Source organism: Streptomyces sp. B8-7 (genome assembly GCF_058833805.1).
Window position 1 is genome coordinate 224,396 of the sequence record NZ_JBYRRL010000004.1, and the last position, 16,710, is coordinate 241,105.

Sequence of the window (16,710 nt, forward strand, 5' to 3'; positions counted from 1 at the left end):
TTCGCCGCCACGGCGGACGGACCCCGGCCCGAGGCCGGGGAATCCGCCGCCCGTGATCCACGGATCGGCCCGCATGATTCACCGGTCCGGACCTCACCGTTCACCGATCCGCATCTCATGATCCGCACATCCGCACATCCGGGTCACCTGGATCACCGGGATCACCCGGTCGGCGGGTCCGGGCCGGTCCGGGCGGAAGGCGACCGTGTCGGCGGGTGGACCGGTCCCGGCGGCGGGACCGGCGGATCCGGCTCGTGAAGGAGTCCACGAGACGCGGGTGGCAACCGTACGGGGTGGTAGGAACTCCTGACGCAACCACTGTAGGCGGGCGCACTGACAGCCGCACACGCTGAAGGGCCCTGCCTGAGGCAGGGCCCTTCAGCGTGTTTCCGGGCGGGAGATCAGACGGCGGGCGCCGCGGCCGGCGGCGTGGTCGGCCAGGTCATCCGGATCTGGCCGCCGTGCTCCCCGGCCGTGACCTCCACGTCGTCGACGAGTCCGCTGATGACCGCGAGGCCCATGTCGTCCTCCTCGGCGTCCGCGTCGTCCCCGGCCGCACCCGGCGCCCGCTCGCCCGGTGTCGAACGGGGCGCCTCGTCACCGACCGCGATGGAGAACTGCTTCTCCTCCTCGATCAGCAGCACCTGCACCGGGGCGTTCAACCCGGCGCTCTGGTGCAGTCCGACCGCACGGGTGCACGCCTCGCCGACGGCAAGCCTGACCTCGTCGAGGACGGCCTCGTCCACTCCGGCCCTGCGTGCCACCGCGGCCGCCACCAGCCGGGCGGTCCGCACGTGCTCGGGCAGCGCGCTGAAGCGGAGTTCGACGGTGGCCATGCATCCCCCTCATTGCTACGGGCGTGCTTGCGGGGGCCGGGACGCACTTCACCCCGGTCCGCCGGTTGTACGTGCCGAGCCGGGCCGCGGTGACCCGGCGCCGGTCATCAGTCGGTGGCCTGCACCGCTTCCGTGACCGAGGTGTGGATCGGGAACACCTTGGTCAGACCGGTGATGCGGAAGATCTTCAGAATGCGCTCCTGGTTGCACACCAGGCGCAGCGAGCCCTCATGGGCACGCACGCGCTTCAGGCCGCCGACCAGCACGCCGAGCCCGGTGGAGTCGAGGAAGTCCACGCCCTCCATGTCGACGACGAGGTGGAAATTCCCGTCGTTCACCAGCTCGACCAGCTGCTCACGCAACTTGGGCGCGGTATATACGTCGATTTCGCCACCGACCTTGACGATCGTGCGATCGCCGACGGTCTCGGTCGACAGGGACAGGTCCACGGATCCTCCAGCACCTTGCTATCGAGCGGTCGCCCTTGGGCTCCTCGGCGGAGCCCCCGGGAGGTTCGCCAGCCGCGATGGCATTCAATCACTTACCGGCAGGCGTGCACGACGCCTTGAGCCCATTGTCCGTCACGCCGGTGACACACTCGGTGCCGATGGCCAAGAATCACCGATCCGATCGATCCCCGACGGACTCCGCGCTCCGCCCGCCGCCGGACACGATCCTGAACCGGCTCGCCTCGGGTCCGAGCCGGGCCGCGCGCATCACTCATACGGAGCACTTGCCCCCGCGTGCGGGCCGCCATGCCGTCTGGCCCGACCGGATCTCGTCCTCCGTCGTGGCCGCCGTGCAGGCCGCAGGCATCGAGCACCCCTGGGAGCACCAGGCGCGCGCCGCCGAGCACGCCCTGGACGGGGAGTCCGTGGTCGTGGCCACCGGCACCGCCTCCGGCAAGTCGCTGGCGTACCTGGTCCCGGTGCTCTCCACCCTTCTCAAGGGCTCCCGGGCGCCGGGCGGCCGCGGCGCGACCGCGCTGTACCTGGCGCCGACCAAGGCCCTGGCCGCCGACCAGTGCCGCTCGGTGCGCGCCCTCGCCCAGCCGCTGGGCAACGCGGTGCGCGCGGCCGTGTACGACGGCGACACGCCGTTCGAGGAACGCGAGTGGATCCGGCAGCACGGCAACTACGTCCTCACCAACCCGGACATGCTGCACCGCGGCATCCTTCCGTCGCACCCCCGCTGGTCCTCCTTCCTCAAGACGCTGACGTACGTCGTCATCGACGAGTGCCACACCTACCGCGGGGTCTTCGGCTCCCACGTCGCCCAGGTCCTGCGCCGGCTGCGCCGCCTGTGCGCCCGCTACGGCGCCTCGCCCGTGTTCCTGCTCGCCTCGGCGACCGCCGCCGAGCCCGCTGCGGCCGCCGGCCGCCTGACCGGACTGCCGGTGGTGGAGGTCGCCGACGACGCCTCCCCCCGCGGGGAACTGGTGTTCGCCCTGTGGGAGCCGCCGCTCACCGAGCTGCGGGGCGAGAAGGGCGCCCCGGTCCGCCGCACGGCCACCGCGGAGACCGCCGACCTGCTCACCGACCTGACCCTGCAGGGTGTGCGCAGCGTCGCCTTCGTCCGCTCCCGGCGCGGTGCCGAGCTGATCTCGGTGATCGCCCAGGAGAGGCTGGCCGAGGTCGACCGCTCCCTGGCCCGGCGGGTGGCCGCCTACCGCGGCGGCTACCTCCCCGAGGAGCGCCGCGCCCTCGAACAGGCGCTGCACTCGGGCGAACTGCTCGGCCTCGCCGCCACCACCGCCCTCGAACTCGGCGTCGACGTCTCGGGGCTGGACGCGGTCCTGATCTCGGGGTACCCCGGCACCCGAGCGTCCCTGTGGCAGCAGGCCGGCCGGGCGGGCCGCTCCGGCCAGGGCGCCCTGGCCGTCCTGGTCGCCCGCGACGACCCCCTGGACACCTACCTCGTCCACCATCCCGAGGCGCTCTTCGACCGGCCCGTGGAGTCGACCGTTCTCGACCCCGACAACCCCTACGTGCTCGCCCCGCACCTGTGCGCGGCCGCCGCGGAGATCCCGCTGACCCAGGACGACCTGGAGCTGTTCGGCCCCGCGAGCGCCGGCCTGCTGCCGCAGCTGGAGGCCGCGAAGCTGCTGCGCCGCCGCACCCGGGCCTGGCACTGGACGCGCCGCGAGCGGGCCGCCGACCTGGCCGACATCCGCGGCGGAGGAGGCAGCCCCGTGCAGATCGTCGAGGCCGGCACCGGCCGTCTGCTCGGCACGGTCGACGCCGCCTCGGCCCACACGACGGTCCACGAGGGCGCCGTCCACCTCCACCAGGGCCGTACCTACCTCGTCCGCTCCCTCGACCTGGCCGACTCCGTCGCCCTCGTCGCGGAGGCCGATCCGCCCTACTCGACGGTGGCCCGCGACACGACCGCCGTCTCCGTCCTGGAGACCGACACCGAGGTCCCCTGGGGGGACGGCCGCCTGTGCTACGGCTCCGTCGAAGTCACCAACCAGGTCGTCTCCTTCCTCCGCCGGCGCCTCATCACCGGCGAGGTGCTGGGCGAGACCAGGCTGGACCTCCCGCCCCGCGTCCTGCGCACCCGTGCCGTGTGGTGGACGGTCACCGAGGACCAGCTCGACGCCGCCCGGATCGGCCCGGAGATCCTCGGCGGCGCCCTGCACGCCGCCGAACACGCCTCGATCGGCATGCTGCCTCTCTTCGCGACCTGCGACCGCTGGGACATCGGCGGCGTGTCGGTCCCGCTCCATCCCGACACGCTGCTGCCCACCGTCTTCGTCTACGACGGCCACCCCGGGGGTGCCGGCTTCGCCGAGCGCGCCTTCCACACGGCCCGCAGCTGGCTCACCGCCACCCGGGAGGCCATCGCCTCCTGCGAGTGCGAGGCCGGCTGCCCCTCCTGCATCCAGTCCCCCAAGTGCGGCAACGGCAACGACCCGCTGCACAAGCGCGGCGCCGTACGCCTGCTGACCGTGCTGCTCCGCGGGGCCCCGGAGGACACCCCCGAGAACGCCCGACCCCTCGCAGCCCCGGCCACGAGCGACGCCGGCCGCCCGGACCCGGACCCGGAGCGCCCGGGCGTCGCCCTCCGCCGGGCTCCCGGGGGCGCCCACCCCGAGGAAGCACACCCGGCTCCCGCCGAGGAGGCCGGCTACGACGAGGCCGAACCCGACCGCCCGTAGAGCTCGCGGGGAGTGCACCCCACCCCGCCTGGACCCCGGCCGTCCTATCGCGGCCCCGGACCGAGATCCGCCCCCGGGCCGGTCGTGCCGGGCGCCACCCCCGGCGGCGGCCAGAGCGGCTCTCGTGGGTCCGTCCCCGCCGGGCCGGCCCGGGATCTCGCCTCGGCCGTGAAGGGGCCGCGGTCGGAGGCCGCGGTGATCTCCGCGAGGTCGCCCGTCAGCACGCATCGCACCAGTCTCACCGCCTGCGCCCGCGCCACACGCGCCGCGTGCTCGCAGGCGGCCCGCTCGCCCCGGGCCCAGCGATCCGCCGCGGCGAGCGCCGCCAGATCGGCGCCGCGTGCCGCGTGCTGCCGGACCACGACGACCTGTCCCAGCGCGAGCGCGACGCCGAACACGGTACACAGCACCGCGATCGCGCCCACGCCCCACACGGTCGCGGAGCCACGGTCCGCACCCGGCCGTCGCCCCGGGGCCGGGCCCGTCCCCCCGAACAGCCCCGGCTCCGCCGCTTCCCACGCCCTCACGGCCCTGCCCCCACCCTCTGCTCCGCAGCCGCCACGGCCTCCTCCCTCACCTCGAAGGGCAGTCCCGTCAGGACGGGCGGCTCGGCCACCACGGCGACCCGGACGAGATCACCCTGCCGGGTGACACTGACCCTCGCTCCGGCCGGCGCCGCCGCGCGGGCCAGCCTCACGACCGTGTCGTCAGGATCCTGCCGGGCCGCCGCGCGGGCACCCGTCCTGGCCGCGTCCATGCAGCGGATCTGCGCGGTCATCACGAGCAACCCCCACATCAGCGCCATGGTGAACATCACCAGCACCGGCAGCACCAGAGCCGTCTCCGCCGTCACGAACCCGCGGTCCGACCGCTGCTCACACCCCCGCATCGAGGGCCCGTTTCACGACGGCCTGCAACTCGGCGCTGATCTGGCCGCTGGTGACGACCTTGTAGAGCACCACGGCGAAAGCGGCCGCCGCGACGATGCCCAGGGCGTACTCCGAGGTCACCATCCCCGCATCCGCCCGCCATGCCCGGCGCCAGCCGCGCGCCCCACGCACCAGAGCGCCCAACCGCGCCCGAACCACTGCGCACATCCCGACCTCCATGAGTTTTCCGTTCCTTTCCTTGCCTCCAGCCGCCAGGTCGCGCTCTCCGTCGCCCACCTCGCGTTCCACGGACCGCTGCCGACCGGGTGACGGACCGACGGACGCCGACGCACCGTCCGCCCACACCACCGCACCCCCGCACCACCGCACCACCGTCCGCCATCTGTCATCTGTCATCTGTCATCTGTCATCCGTCGCCAGCGCTGCACCACCGTCCGAGCACCCGTCCGACAGTCGGCGTTCAGCGCCGGGCACCGCCGGGCAGTCGACCGCCGGACCTGCCGTGCCTCGCGGCGTCAGGCCGCGCCGTCATGGCAGGCCACCGCCCGCACCACGCCGCCACACCACGCCGCCACACCACGCCGCCGGTCCAGGCCGCACCGCCGGGCCGAGGTGCCGCGGCCCACCCGCGGTCACCGTCCGGCCTCCAGTACCGACCCGGCCAGTCCGATCACCACGGGCAGCACGCCCACCGCGATGAAGGCGGGCAGGAAGCACAGTCCGACCGGAGCCGTGACGAATACGGCCGCCCGTCTGGCGCGGGCCGTCGCCGCGCGGGTCCACTCCGCTCGGGCGTCCGCCGCGAGCCGGGCGACGGGCGCTGCCGCGGGGAGCCCTGAGACCGCGGCTCGCTCCAGCAGCCGCGCCAGGCCCTGCGCGCCCGGGAGTGCGGCGAGCTCCCGCCAGGCCCCGGACGGGTCTCCGCCGAGCCGGACCTCGGCCGCGCCGCAGGCGAGTGCCCTCCCGAAGGGGCCGCCCACGGCGTCACCCACCGCCTGAGCCGCGACCACCGGGCCGGCCCCGGCGGCGATACAGGCCGCCAGGAGATCCGCCGCGAGCGGAAGCTCACCGGACCCCGGAGCGCCCCGCCCGGCCTCATCACCACGTGCAGGCGCCCCGCTGCCCCGACGGTGTCGCCAGCGCCAGAACACGACCGCCCCCGCCAGCCCCGCCAGCACTCCGGTCAGCCCGCCGAACAGCACCCATCCGGCACTCGCCACGCCCACCGGAGGGAGCCATCTCCGCAGCACGGCGACCCTGTGTGACCTCTCCCGCCGGACGACCGCCGCCTCCAACGCGAGCATCGTGGTCAGCCGACGTCTGATCCTGCGTTCGCTTCGCACGCCGGCGATCCGGTGGCCCGCCCAGATCACCGCGAGACCCGCCGCCGGCAGGGCCCACAGCCTGTGGACGATCTCGTGGCTCATGACGCCTCCACTCCCCGGACGATCCGCATCACCCACCACAGACCCGCCCCCTCCAGCACCGCGCCGGCCAGCAGACAGCCCCACCCCGCACCGGTGTGCAGCAGCACCCGCAGCGGGTCCGCGCCGAGAGCGGCCCCGAGCAGCAGACCGAGCACGGGAAGCCCGGCGAGCAGCACCGCGGTGGAACGCGCCCCGGCCAGTTGGGCCCGTAGATCGGCGCACTGATCGCGCTGCGCCCGGAGCGCCCCTTCGAGCCGGTCGATCCCGGCCGCGAGTCCGGCGCCCTGGTCCACGGCCACCTGCCAGCACGCGGCCAGCCCCCGGAGCCCTTCCGCCCCGGGCCGGTCCGCGACGACCGCGAGGGCTTCGGGTACGTCTCCGCCGAAGCGGGCGGCCGCCAGTACGGCGGACCGGCCCTCTCCGAGCCCGCCGGACGCCTGCGCGGCCCGCAGCAGCGCCTCGCCCGGCTGCCGCCCCGCCCGTACCTCGCCGGCGAGTTCGCCGCACAGGGCGATGACCGCGTCGGCCCGGCGGTCCCGCGCGCTGCGGGCCTCGCGGGCCAGCCGTACCCGCCGCAGGACCGGCAACGCGACCGCTCCCGCGACGGCAGGCAGCACCGAGGCACCCAGTACGCCGACCACCAGCCCCGCGACGGGGGACCACCACTCGGGCCGCACCCGCTCCCGCAGCCGGCGCAGCGGGCCGGTCAGCTGTGACCATGCGGGCGGACCCCAACCCACCGCACCGCCGCCGGCCAGCAGTGTCCGCGCCCGCCGGGCACCCGACTGCCGTTCACCGGCCAGCCAGGCCGCTCCCGCCGCACACACCAGGGCCGCCGCGACCCCCGTCTCACTCACCGCGTCCACACGCCTGCTCCCTCCCGATCCGTCCCATCCGGTGCACGTGTCTCACGCCCCTCGCCTGCCCGGCTTCCGTTCTTTCCGTCACTTCCGCCTCTTTCATCGCCTCCATCGCCTCCATCGCCTCCATCGCTTCCGTCGCTTCCATCGCTTCCGTCGCTTCCGTCGCTTCCGCAGCCTCCGTGCTCTTCCAGGCCCGGGCGGCTCTGTCGCCGCTGCTGCTGCCGCTGCTGGTCCAGGCAGTCCTCCCCGAGCAGTTCTCGCAACCGCGTCCAGCCCGGCTCGCGTCGGAAGGCCCGCGCTCCCCAGCGCAACGCCGGCACCGTGTGCACCAGGCCGGCGGAGTCCCTTTCCAGCACGTGCACTTCGGCGACCCTGCGGCGCCCGGTCCCGTCGCGCGCCAGGTGCAGCACCACCGACAGGGCGGCGGCCAACTGGCTGTGCAGTGCGGACCGGTCGAGCCCTGCCGCCGTCCCGAGCGCCTCCAGCCGCGCGGGCACATCGGCGGCGGCGTTGGCGTGCACGGTTCCGCCACCGTCGTGGCCGGTGTTCAGAGCCGAGAGCAGATGCACCACTTCGGGCCCGCGCACCTCGCCCACGACCAGCCGGTCCGGTCTCATCCGCAGGGCCTGGCGGACGAGGTCCTCCAGGGTGACGAGCCCGGCGCCCTCCTGGTTTGCGGGCCTCGTCTCCAGGCGCACGACGTGCGGGTGATCGGGCCGCAGCTCCGCCGAGTCCTCGGCGAGCACGATCCGCTCCTCGGGCCCGACCAGCCCGAGCAGGGCACTGAGCAGGGTCGTCTTCCCGCTTCCGGTGCCTCCGCTGATCAGGAAGGACAGCCGGGCCCGCAGCAGGGCTCGCAGGACGTGGTCCCCTCCCGGCGGAACCGTGCCCGCGGCCACCAGTTCGTCGAGTGTGAACGCACGCGGCCGCACCACCCGCAGGGCCAGGCAGGTGCAGCCGACGGCGACCGGGGGCAGCACCGCGTGCAGCCGGGTGCCGTCGGGCAGCCGGGCGTCGACCCAGGGGCGGGCGTCGTCGAGCCGCCGTCCGGCCACCGCGGCCAGGCGCTGCGCGAGCCGCCGTACCGCGGCCGCGTCGGTGAACGCGACCCGGGTCAGCTCCAGGCCGCCACCCCGGTCGACCCAGACCCGGTCGGGAGCCGACACGAGCACGTCGGTCACGCGGGGATCGGCGAGCAGCGGCTCCAACGGCCCGCTGCCGGTCAGCTCCGACCGCAGCTGTTCGGCCGCTCTGAGTACTTCGGCGTCACCGAGCACCCGCCCCTGCTCCCGCAGCGCCTGCGCCACGCGCGCGGGGGTCGGTTCGGCGCCTGTCTCGGCCAGCCGGCGCCGTACGCCCTCCAGCAGCCCGGGGGTGGCCGCACCGCGGCCGTCGGCCGGCCACGGCATGCCGTGCGAGGGCACGTGAGTGGACGCGTCCCGGCGTCCGGCCGGTCTGACGGACTGGCTTTGGAGCAGCGCCGGGCGGCCGGACAGCAGGTTCGGGTCTCGGCGCGGCGCGGCCGGCTTTCCGGGCCCGGGCAGGCTGGTCATACCGCCCCCGCCTCGGTGAGGGCGCGCTCCCAGAACTCCTTGCAGAAGCGGGCGAGCGGGCCGCGTCCGCCCACGCCGGGCGGGGTCCTGCGCGCGTGCGGGCGCAGCAGTGCGGACTCGACCGGGACCTCGCCGACGAGGGGCAGCCCGAGGAGCCGGGCGACCTCGCGCGCGTCGAGGCCGGGGGCGAAGGGACCGCGGACGGCGACGCGCAGGTCGCGCAGGATCATGCCGAACGCGGAGGCCACGCGCCCGGCCGCGGCGACGGCGCGCAGTTCGGCGGGGGCGACGAGGATGCCGACGTCGAGCTGGGACAGCACCTCGGCCACGCCCTCGTCGAACCGGCGGGGCAGGTCGACGACGACGGTGCCACCGCGGCGCCGGGCGGCGGCGAGCACCGCGCGGACGGCCTGCGGCGGGACGGCGACCCGGTCGCCGCGGTCCCAGCTGAGGACACGCAGCGAGTGCAGTTCGGGCAGCGACTCCTCCAGGGCTCCGCTGCCGACCCGGCCGTGCGACCCCGCGAAGGCGGGCCAGCGCAGTCCTTCGGTGCTCTCGCCGCCGAGCAGGACGTCGAGCCCGCCGCCGAGCGGGTCGGCGTCCACGAGCAGGGCGCGCAGCCCTTCGCGGGCGGCCGTGACGGCGAGGGCGCCGGCCAGGGTGGACGCTCCGGCGCCGCCGCGGCCGCCGATGACCCCGACGGTGAGTGCGGGCCGGCCGACGCCCTCGGCGACGTCGGCGAGTCGGTCGACGAGCCACTGTTCGCCGTCGGGCAGCATCAGCACGTGGTCGGCGCCGATCTCGACGGCGCGCTGCCAGACGCCGGAGTCGTCCTGGTCGTGGCCCACCAGCACCACTCCGCGTCTGCGGGCGGCTCCTCGCACTCGCCCGGAGGCGTCGTCGCCGACCAGGACCAGGGGCGCGGCCTCCCAGCCGCCGCAGCCGTCCCGCCGGGCCGGCAGGGCGGGCCGCACCTCGGGCGTGGCGCCCGCGGCCGCGCACAGCCGGAGCAGGTCGTCGAGGAGATCCGGGTCCTCGGTGACGATGAGCGGCCGGCTCGGCCTGCCTCCCGCGGCGGGCGGTGGATCGTGGGTGATGACGTCGGCCATGGTGCGGCTCCCCCTTCGCTGCGTGTCCCGCGGGGCCCGTGCGGCCCCGCGATTCCCGTGGGTGTGAAGAACCGGGTGAGCGGCTTCCATATGAGGGGCCGCCAGAAACCGGTCAAGCGCGTCCCGCAAACGGAAGAGGTCACGAACTCGCCGTGTTCGGGACGCGCTGGAATCACGGTGCAGCGATCCCGCAAAACGTGTGGATCTTGGTCGATATCTGTGGACGGCCGAGTGGTTGTGAATATCTCCTTCACCCATACCGGTGACCGTGCACCGTCTCCAGTACGACACCCGCAGAGGAGTCCGACAACTACTCCACGTAATCAATCATGGGCATGACAATCACTCTGCCATCGTCACCCGGATACGGCCCGACGCCGCGCGGAACACAGGAAAACCCACCCGGACATGCGACGACCCCCGCCGGGGGGGAGAGCGGGGGTCGTCCCCACGGCCGACTCGGGGGGGGAGGAGTCGGGCCGGGTTAGCACGGTCGCGAACGATCCGTGACTTCCATGGTGTACCCGAGAGCCTTCTCAGGCAAACCCACACGCCCTACCTTACGCCGAATGGGCTGCGCCTATGCTCAGAGGCGTGGAAAACCACTCGATGCCCCGCACAGCCGCCTTCTTTGACCTGGACAAGACGGTCATTGCGAAGTCGAGCACACTCACGTTCAGCAAGTCGTTCTACCAAGGCGGGCTGATCAACCGCAGGGCCGCCCTGCGCACCGCATACGCCCAGTTCGTCTTCCTCGTCGGCGGCATGGACCACGACCAGATGGAACGGACCCGCGACTACCTGTCCCAGATGGTGCGCGGCTGGAACGTCCGGCAGGTCAAGGAGATCGTCGCCGAGACCCTGCACGACATCGTCGACCCGATCATCTACGACGAGGCCGCCTCCCTGATCGAGGAACACCACGTCGACGGCCGCGACGTGGTGATCGTCTCCACCTCGGGCGCGGAGGTCGTCGAGCCCATCGGTGAGCTGCTGGGCGCCGACCGCGTGATCGCCACCCGGATGGTCGTGGGGGACGACGGCTGCTTCACCGGGGAAGTGGACTACTACGCCTACGGGCCGACCAAGGCGGAGGCGATCAGGGAGTTGGCCGAGTCCGAGGGGTACGACCTCTCGAGGTGCTACGCCTACAGCGACTCGGCGACCGATCTTCCGATGCTGGAGGCGGTCGGCCATCCGCACGCCGTCAACCCGGACCGCACCCTGCGCCGCGAGGCCCTCGCCCGGGGGTGGCCGGTTCTGGACTTCCACCGGCCCGTGCGGCTCAAGCAGCGGCTGCCCGCCTTCTCCGTGCCGCCGCGGCCGGCGCTCGTCGCCGCGGCTGCCATCGGGGCGGCGGCGGCCACCGCGGGGTTCGTCTGGTACGCCAGCCGCCGCCGTGCCGCGACGGCCTGACCTGCGCCTGCCTCGGCACAGCCGGGCGCACCGGGAAACGGAGGCCGGCCTTCATCCCGTTTGAGCGGGAAAGTAAAGAAGTATGGCCAGGACTACCACTTGCTCCCGACCTGGAGTACAAAGGAGTCAACGGCCCGCGAGACCAAGGACATCCGCGAGGATCACCTCAACTACGCATTCGGCCCCACGGACCGCGCATGGACACCGGGCACCCACGCGACGTCGACCCGTCGAATACGGGCCAGCCGCACCAGGTGACGGGCAAAGATCCCGACCTGATGGGCAACACATCGAGGACGCTTGGTAACCGGGTGAACATGCCAGCGGCGGTACGAGAACTCGTACCGCCGCAACCTCTTTCCGGGGTCCCGAACGGCGGCCCCCGCCCGGGTGTCCGCCGGACGCCGTCCGTCCGCTTCCCGCCCGGATGTTTCCCGCCCAGACGCTTCCGACTGCAGGCGACCGGAGGAGCGGAGGAGCGGAGACACCCTCCGTCCCCGGCATGCACGCGGACGGCCCCCTGGTCCGACCGGCGGCAGGAACCCCGGCGCGGGGCGGCCGCGCCTAGGTGTATTGCCCTGTGAGGTTGGGGACGCGGCTGGCGGGTGGTTTGCCCTTCAGCGCGGTGTGTCCGCGGTGGTGATTGTAGGTGTGCAGCCACTGGGGGAAGGCGTCGCGTCGTTCCTGTTCTGAGCGGTAGGGGCGGGCGTAGGCCCATTCGTCGAGCAGGGTGCGGTTGAGGCGTTCGACCTTGCCGTTGGTCTGGGGCCGGTAGGGCCGGGTTCGTTTGTGGGTGATCCCGGCCGCTGCCAGCGTGTCGCGCCAGGCGTGGGACTTGTAGCAGGAGCCGTTGTCGGTCAGGACGCGCTCGACGGTGATCCCGACGCCGGTGAAGTAGGCGTGGGCCCGGGTCCAGAAGGCGGTGGCGGTTTCTTTCTTCTCGTCGGTGAGGATCTCGCTGTAGGCGAGGCGGGAGTGGTCGTCGACGGCGGTGTGGATGTAGCTGTAGCCGGCGTTCCGGCGGTTCTTGCGGCCGGCCTGGCGGCCCAGGGTCTTGTGGCCGCCGCCGTCGGGGATGTTGCCGGGCTTCTTGATGTCCACGTGCACCAGTTCGCCGGGACGTTCGCGTTCGTAGCGGCGTATGTTCCGGCCGGTGGCCCGGTCCAGGTGCGTGAGGCGGGCCAGGCCGTAGCGGGTCAGGACCCGGTGGACGGTGGAGGGCACCAGGTCCAGCAGGTGCGCGATGCGGGCCGGTCCCCACCGGCGCAGGAGCCGGATCTTGATGATCCGGCGTTCGGTGCGGGTCGGCGTCCGCCGGGGGCTGTGGTGCGGGCGGGAGGAGTGGTCGGCCATTCCGGCCTCGCCCAGGGCCCGGTAGCGGGCGGCCCACCGCTGGGCGGTGGTGGGCGAGACCTGGAACCGCTCGGCGGCCCGCCGCAGCGGCCAGCCGTCCTCGACCACACAGCGGGCCAGGCGCAGGCGTCCGGTCTCGGTCAGGGGTGCATTACGGTGGGGCACGAGGGCCTTTCTGGTCGGTGTAGACGTCGCAATCCACACCGAACCCGGAAGGCCCTCACCCGTTCAAGCAGTCCCAGCCGAGACCTCCATCACCCGTCCACAACCTCCCGGGGCGATACACCTAGAAGGCTGCTGAAAATCTGGTGTTCTGGCCCCGGCTCGGTGGAGTCGGGGCCAGTCTTGTAGGCATGCAGGGGGAATGGGCCGGGGAGCCGGTCGGGCCGGATGTGTGGGAGACGTGCCGGGAGCTGATCCCGGCGGGGAGTGTGTTCGCGTTCCTGGCCGAGCACCGCGAGGTGCTGTTCCCGGCGGAGATGTTCGCGGACATGTATCCCTCGTCCAACGGCCGTCCGAGTCTGCCGCCACAGGTCCTGGCCGCGACCGTGGTGCTGCAGAGCCTGCACGGGCTGTCGGACTTCGAGGTCGTTCAGGAATTGCGGTGTGACCTGCGGTGGAAGGCCGCTTGCGGGCTCGGCCTGCACGACACCGCGTTCGATCCGTCGTTGTTGACGTACTTCCGGCGCCGCCTGCGCAACTCGGCCGATCCGACGCGGATCTTCACCAAGGTCAAGGAGGTCGTGGCCGCGACCGGGGTGCTCAAGGGCAAGCAGCGGCGGGCGCTGGACTCCACCGTCCTCGATGACGCGGTGGCCACCCAGGACACCGTCACCCAGATCATTTCCGCGATCCGGCGGGTGATCCGAGAGGTTCCCGGCGGCCAGGAGACGGCCGGCCGGTGGTGCACGGCCCACGACTACACCAACCCGGGCAAACCGAGGATCGCCTGGGACGACGAGACGGCCCGCGCCGCGCTGGTCGACGCGCTGGTCACCGACGCCCTCAACCTGCTCGGACACCTGCCCGAGCAGAACCTGGGCGAGAAGGCGGCGGACGCCGTCGGCCTGCTGGCCCTGGTCGCCGGACAGGACGTGGAACCCGCCAAGGACTCCGACGGCCGCGACGGCCGCTGGCGCATCGCCAAGCGCACAGCACCCGACCGGACGGTGTCCACCGTCGACCCCGACGCCCGGCACATCCACAAGAACCGCACCCGCCACCAGGACGGCTTCAAAGGACATGTCTCCTTCGAGCCGGAGACCGCACTGTTCACCGCCGTCGCCCTGACCGGCGGCTACGGGCCCGGCAACCACGAGGCCGCCATCGCCGCCGACCTGCTGGCCGACGAAGAAGAGGGCACGGAGTTAACCGTGCTCGGCGATTCCGCCTACGGCACCGGCGAACTGCGCGAGCGCCTTCAAGGCCAGGGCCACACCCTGGTGATCAAACCGCCGCCGATCCGGACGGCCGTCCCCGGCGGCTTCACCATCGACGACTTCCGCCTCGACCTGGCCGCCGGCACCGCGACCTGCCCGGCCGGACACACCGCCAACCTCGGGCAGGTCAAAGCAGACGGCGCCCGCACCGCCCAGTTCAAACGCCTCTGCGCCGACTGCCCCCTGCGGGAACGCTGCACCACCTCCAAGACCGGACGCACCGTGAACGTCCACCCCCAGCACGAACTGCTGGCCGCCGCCCGCCACCAGGCCGCCACCGACCCCGCCTGGCAGGACGAATACCGCCGATGGCGGCCCCCCGTCGAACGCGCCATCGCCTGGCTCGTCGGCAAAGGCAACCGCAGAGTCCCCCACCGCGGCGTGATCGCCAACAACATCTGGCTCCACCACCGCGCCGCCGCCCTCAACCTCCGCCGACTGATCAACCTCGGACTCACCCGGACCAGCACTACCTGGCACCTCACCCCCGCCACCGCATAGGGAAAGGGGCCATCCGGCCTCAGGCCGGACAGCCCCCAACAAGATTTTCAGCAGCCTTCTAGGGCGTGTTTCGAAAGTAGCGTCGTCTGCCCGAAGGGCAGGCCTGGCGGCGTCTGGTGCGTGCGATCGCAAGGCGGAGGGTCGCCCCGATACTGGATGTATCGGGGCGAGCCCGACAACGCGGCGAGCGTGCGTGCCAGACGCCGCCAGGCAGGCGGGACTTTCGAAACACGCCCTACGCCGCCCCGCGCTGGAGTGCCTCGCAGACCGCGGTGGACTCGCGCGCACCCAGCACGACAGCGCTGCCGCAGTGGGCGATCCAGGCCGCCATGCCCTCGGGCGTGCCGGACGCATAGCCGTCGAGCGCCGCCACATAGGCGGCCCGGCCCAGCTCGGCGTGGCCGACCTCGGCCGGACAGACGGACTTCGGATCCAGACCGCTGCCGACCAGGACGATCCGCTCGGCCGCCCGCGCCACGAGCCCGTTCAGCGAGCCGAACGGACGCAGCGCCATCAGCTCACCGTGCACCACGGCCGCCGTGACCAGCGCCGGAGCCGAGCTGCCCGCCACGATCAGCTCCGACAGCGCCTCCAGGCGACCGGCGACCGCGTCGGCATCCGGCAGCGGAAGCTCCACCAGTGGCTCGTCGACCGGCTCGCCCGCCAGGCGCGGCCGCCCCGTGCGACCGGTGTCGGCCGCCGCCGCGACCAGGTGCAGCCGGGCCAGCACACGCAAGGGCGACTGACGCCAGATGGACAGCAGCTGCCCCGCCTCGGCCGTCAGCCGCAGCGCGCCTCCCATCACCTGCGCCTCGTCGCCGCCGCTGAAGTCGGTGCGCCGGCGCACCTCCTCCAGGGCCCAGTCCGCGCCCGACAGAGCCGCCGAGCCGCGCGCCCCGCGCAACGCCGCCTCGGACGTGACCTCGTTGCCGCGACGGCGCATGACCCGGTGGCCGTAGACGCGGTCCACGGACTTGCGCACGGTTTCGACGGAGTCGGGCACACCGGGCAGTGCGCCCAGGGCCGCGATCGGATCGGCGGTCGCACCAGTCGTACTCATGGGTACGACAGTACGCAACCCGCGCCCGCGCCCCACGAAGGAGTGGTCTTCTTCACGTACGGCCCGCCCCTGCGCACTCTGCGCCACTACGCTTTCTGAACATGAAAATTGCTTTCGTCGGGAAGGGCGGCAGCGGCAAGACGACCCTGTCCTCCCTCTTCGTCCGCCATCTGGCAGCCAGCGGAGCACCGGTCGTCGCAGTCGACGCCGACATCAACCAGCATCTGGGCGCCGCGCTCGGCCTCGACGAGGCGGAGGCGGCGGGCCTGCCCGCCATGGGCGAGCGACTGCCGCTGATCAAGGACTATCTGCGCGGCAGCAACCCGCGCATCGCCTCCGCGGCGACGATGATCAAGACGACACCGCCCGGTCAGGGCTCGCGGCTGCTGCGGGTGCACGAGGACAACCCGGTCTACGACGCCTGCGCCCGGCCGGTGGAACTCGACGGCGGTGCCGTCCGTTTGATGGTCACCGGCCCCTTCACCGACGCGGACCTGGGGGTCGCCTGCTACCACTCCAAGACCGGAGCGGTGGAGCTCTGCCTCAACCACCTGGTCGACGGCCCCGGCGAGTATGTGGTCGTCGACATGACGGCAGGTTCCGACTCCTTCGCCTCGGGCATGTTCACCCGCTTCGACATGACGTTCCTCGTCGCCGAGCCGACCCGGAAGGGGGTCTCCGTCTACCGCCAGTACAAGGAGTACGCCCGCGACTTCGGCGTCGAACTGAAGGTCGTGGGCAACAAGGTGCAAGGCCCGGACGACCTCGACTTCCTGCACGCCGAGGTCGGGGAGGACCTGCTCGTGACCGTGGGCCACTCCGACTGGGTGCGCGCCATGGAGAAGGGCCGCCCGCCACGGTTCGCCTTCCTGGAAGAGGCCAACCGCGACGCCCTGAGCACCCTGCACACAGCCGTCGATGCGACGTACGCACGGCGCGACTGGGAGCGCTACACCCGCCACATGGTGCACTTCCATCTGAAGAACGCCCGGTCGTGGGGCGACGAGCGCACCGGGGTCGACCTGGCGGCGCAGATCGACCCCGGTTTCGTCCTCGGCGAGAGCGTCACGCAGCCGGCGTGAGCCCCGCCCGGTACGGCACCG

15 protein-coding genes are annotated in these 16,710 nt (G+C 73.0%); 4 read left to right on the forward strand and 11 right to left on the reverse strand.

Translation table 11 applies throughout. The features are described from left to right. Positions 1–401: 401 nt before the first annotated feature. A complete protein-coding gene (locus tag AC5K6T_RS20890) occupies positions 402–836 on the reverse strand; it encodes an ATP-binding protein (protein ID WP_493211200.1) in 435 nt (144 codons plus the stop codon). A 107-nt stretch (positions 837–943) separates the two neighbouring features. Further along, positions 944–1,285 carry an anti-sigma factor antagonist BldG gene (gene bldG / locus AC5K6T_RS20895; protein ID WP_493211202.1) on the reverse strand — a complete coding sequence of 114 codons (342 nt, stop codon included), beginning with the start codon at positions 1,283–1,285 and terminating at the stop codon, positions 944–946. A gap of 77 nt (positions 1,286–1,362) precedes the next feature. On the opposite strand from bldG, the gene AC5K6T_RS20900 reads away from it, so the two are divergent. After that, positions 1,363–3,996, forward strand: a complete 2,634-nt coding sequence (locus AC5K6T_RS20900) for a DEAD/DEAH box helicase (RefSeq protein ID WP_493211204.1) — start codon at positions 1,363–1,365, stop codon at positions 3,994–3,996. 44 nt (positions 3,997–4,040) lie between these two features. On the opposite strand, the gene AC5K6T_RS20905 is transcribed toward AC5K6T_RS20900, so the two are convergent. From AC5K6T_RS20905 to ssd, 7 genes are all read right to left on the reverse strand, one after another. Further along, the gene (locus AC5K6T_RS20905) at positions 4,041–4,493 is read right to left on the reverse strand and encodes an Rv3654c family TadE-like protein (protein ID WP_493212150.1); all 453 of its coding nucleotides are present in this window, start codon (positions 4,491–4,493) and stop codon (positions 4,041–4,043) included. A 26-nt stretch (positions 4,494–4,519) separates the two neighbouring features. Continuing rightward, a complete protein-coding gene (locus tag AC5K6T_RS20910; RefSeq protein ID WP_493211205.1) occupies positions 4,520–4,885 on the reverse strand; it encodes a TadE family type IV pilus minor pilin in 366 nt (121 codons plus the stop codon). Next, positions 4,872–5,093: a DUF4244 domain-containing protein gene (locus AC5K6T_RS20915; protein ID WP_493211207.1), complete on the reverse strand. Its 222-nt coding sequence runs from the start codon at positions 5,091–5,093 to the stop codon at positions 4,872–4,874. The genes AC5K6T_RS20910 and AC5K6T_RS20915 overlap by 14 nt, the downstream gene beginning before the upstream one ends. 425 nt (positions 5,094–5,518) lie before the next feature. Continuing rightward, a complete protein-coding gene (locus AC5K6T_RS20920) occupies positions 5,519–6,313 on the reverse strand; it encodes a type II secretion system F family protein (RefSeq protein WP_493211209.1) in 795 nt (264 codons plus the stop codon). Continuing rightward, positions 6,310–7,179: a type II secretion system F family protein gene (locus AC5K6T_RS20925; RefSeq protein WP_493211211.1), complete on the reverse strand. Its 870-nt coding sequence runs from the start codon at positions 7,177–7,179 to the stop codon at positions 6,310–6,312. Before AC5K6T_RS20925 ends, AC5K6T_RS20920 begins: the two co-directional genes overlap by 4 nt. Then, positions 7,167–8,585, reverse strand: coding sequence for a TadA family conjugal transfer-associated ATPase (locus AC5K6T_RS20930; RefSeq protein WP_493212152.1), 1,419 nt, complete (start codon positions 8,583–8,585; stop codon positions 7,167–7,169). The genes AC5K6T_RS20925 and AC5K6T_RS20930 overlap by 13 nt, the downstream gene beginning before the upstream one ends. A 140-nt stretch (positions 8,586–8,725) precedes the next feature. Then, positions 8,726–9,838, reverse strand: a complete 1,113-nt coding sequence (gene ssd / locus AC5K6T_RS20935; RefSeq protein WP_493211213.1) for a septum site-determining protein Ssd — start codon at positions 9,836–9,838, stop codon at positions 8,726–8,728. A gap of 582 nt (positions 9,839–10,420) precedes the next feature. Between ssd and AC5K6T_RS20940 the strand changes: the two genes are divergently transcribed. Beyond that, the gene (locus tag AC5K6T_RS20940) at positions 10,421–11,254 is read left to right on the forward strand and encodes an HAD family hydrolase (RefSeq protein WP_493211215.1); all 834 of its coding nucleotides are present in this window, start codon (positions 10,421–10,423) and stop codon (positions 11,252–11,254) included. Positions 11,255–11,818: 564 nt separating this feature from the next. Here the strand turns inward: AC5K6T_RS20940 and AC5K6T_RS20945 are convergent. Then, positions 11,819–12,772: an IS481 family transposase gene (locus AC5K6T_RS20945; RefSeq protein WP_493204780.1), complete on the reverse strand. Its 954-nt coding sequence runs from the start codon at positions 12,770–12,772 to the stop codon at positions 11,819–11,821. A 188-nt stretch (positions 12,773–12,960) separates the two neighbouring features. Between AC5K6T_RS20945 and AC5K6T_RS20950 the strand changes: the two genes are divergently transcribed. Further along, on the forward strand, positions 12,961–14,547 hold the full coding sequence (locus AC5K6T_RS20950) for an IS1182 family transposase (protein WP_493204868.1): 1,587 nt from the start codon (positions 12,961–12,963) through the stop codon (positions 14,545–14,547). 235 nt (positions 14,548–14,782) lie between these two features. Here AC5K6T_RS20950 and AC5K6T_RS20955 read toward each other — a convergent pair whose 3' ends face one another. Further along, positions 14,783–15,607, reverse strand: coding sequence for a Fic family protein (locus AC5K6T_RS20955; RefSeq protein WP_493211217.1), 825 nt, complete (start codon positions 15,605–15,607; stop codon positions 14,783–14,785). A gap of 101 nt (positions 15,608–15,708) precedes the next feature. Between AC5K6T_RS20955 and AC5K6T_RS20960 the strand changes: the two genes are divergently transcribed. Then, positions 15,709–16,689 (forward strand): ATP-binding protein, encoded by a 981-nt coding sequence (locus AC5K6T_RS20960; RefSeq protein WP_493211219.1) that lies wholly within the window; start codon positions 15,709–15,711, stop codon positions 16,687–16,689. Positions 16,690–16,710 lie beyond the last annotated feature (21 nt).

Coding starts and splice junctions, on each gene's coding strand:
- AC5K6T_RS20890 (WP_493211200.1), bottom strand. CDS start 836: ATGGCCACCGTCGAACTCCGCTTCAGCGCGCTGCCCGAGCACGTGCGG.
- AC5K6T_RS20900 (WP_493211204.1), top strand. CDS start 1,363: ATGGCATTCAATCACTTACCGGCAGGCGTGCACGACGCCTTGAGCCCA.
- AC5K6T_RS20910 (WP_493211205.1), bottom strand. CDS start 4,885: ATGCGGGGGTGTGAGCAGCGGTCGGACCGCGGGTTCGTGACGGCGGAG.
- AC5K6T_RS20915 (WP_493211207.1), bottom strand. CDS start 5,093: ATGTGCGCAGTGGTTCGGGCGCGGTTGGGCGCTCTGGTGCGTGGGGCG.
- AC5K6T_RS20920 (WP_493211209.1), bottom strand. CDS start 6,313: ATGAGCCACGAGATCGTCCACAGGCTGTGGGCCCTGCCGGCGGCGGGT.
- AC5K6T_RS20930 (WP_493212152.1), bottom strand. CDS start 8,585: ATGCCGTGGCCGGCCGACGGCCGCGGTGCGGCCACCCCCGGGCTGCTG.
- ssd (WP_493211213.1), bottom strand. CDS start 9,838: ATGGCCGACGTCATCACCCACGATCCACCGCCCGCCGCGGGAGGCAGG.
- AC5K6T_RS20940 (WP_493211215.1), top strand. CDS start 10,421: ATGCTCAGAGGCGTGGAAAACCACTCGATGCCCCGCACAGCCGCCTTC.
- AC5K6T_RS20950 (WP_493204868.1), top strand. CDS start 12,961: ATGCAGGGGGAATGGGCCGGGGAGCCGGTCGGGCCGGATGTGTGGGAG.
- AC5K6T_RS20955 (WP_493211217.1), bottom strand. CDS start 15,607: ATGAGTACGACTGGTGCGACCGCCGATCCGATCGCGGCCCTGGGCGCA.
- AC5K6T_RS20960 (WP_493211219.1), top strand. CDS start 15,709: ATGAAAATTGCTTTCGTCGGGAAGGGCGGCAGCGGCAAGACGACCCTG.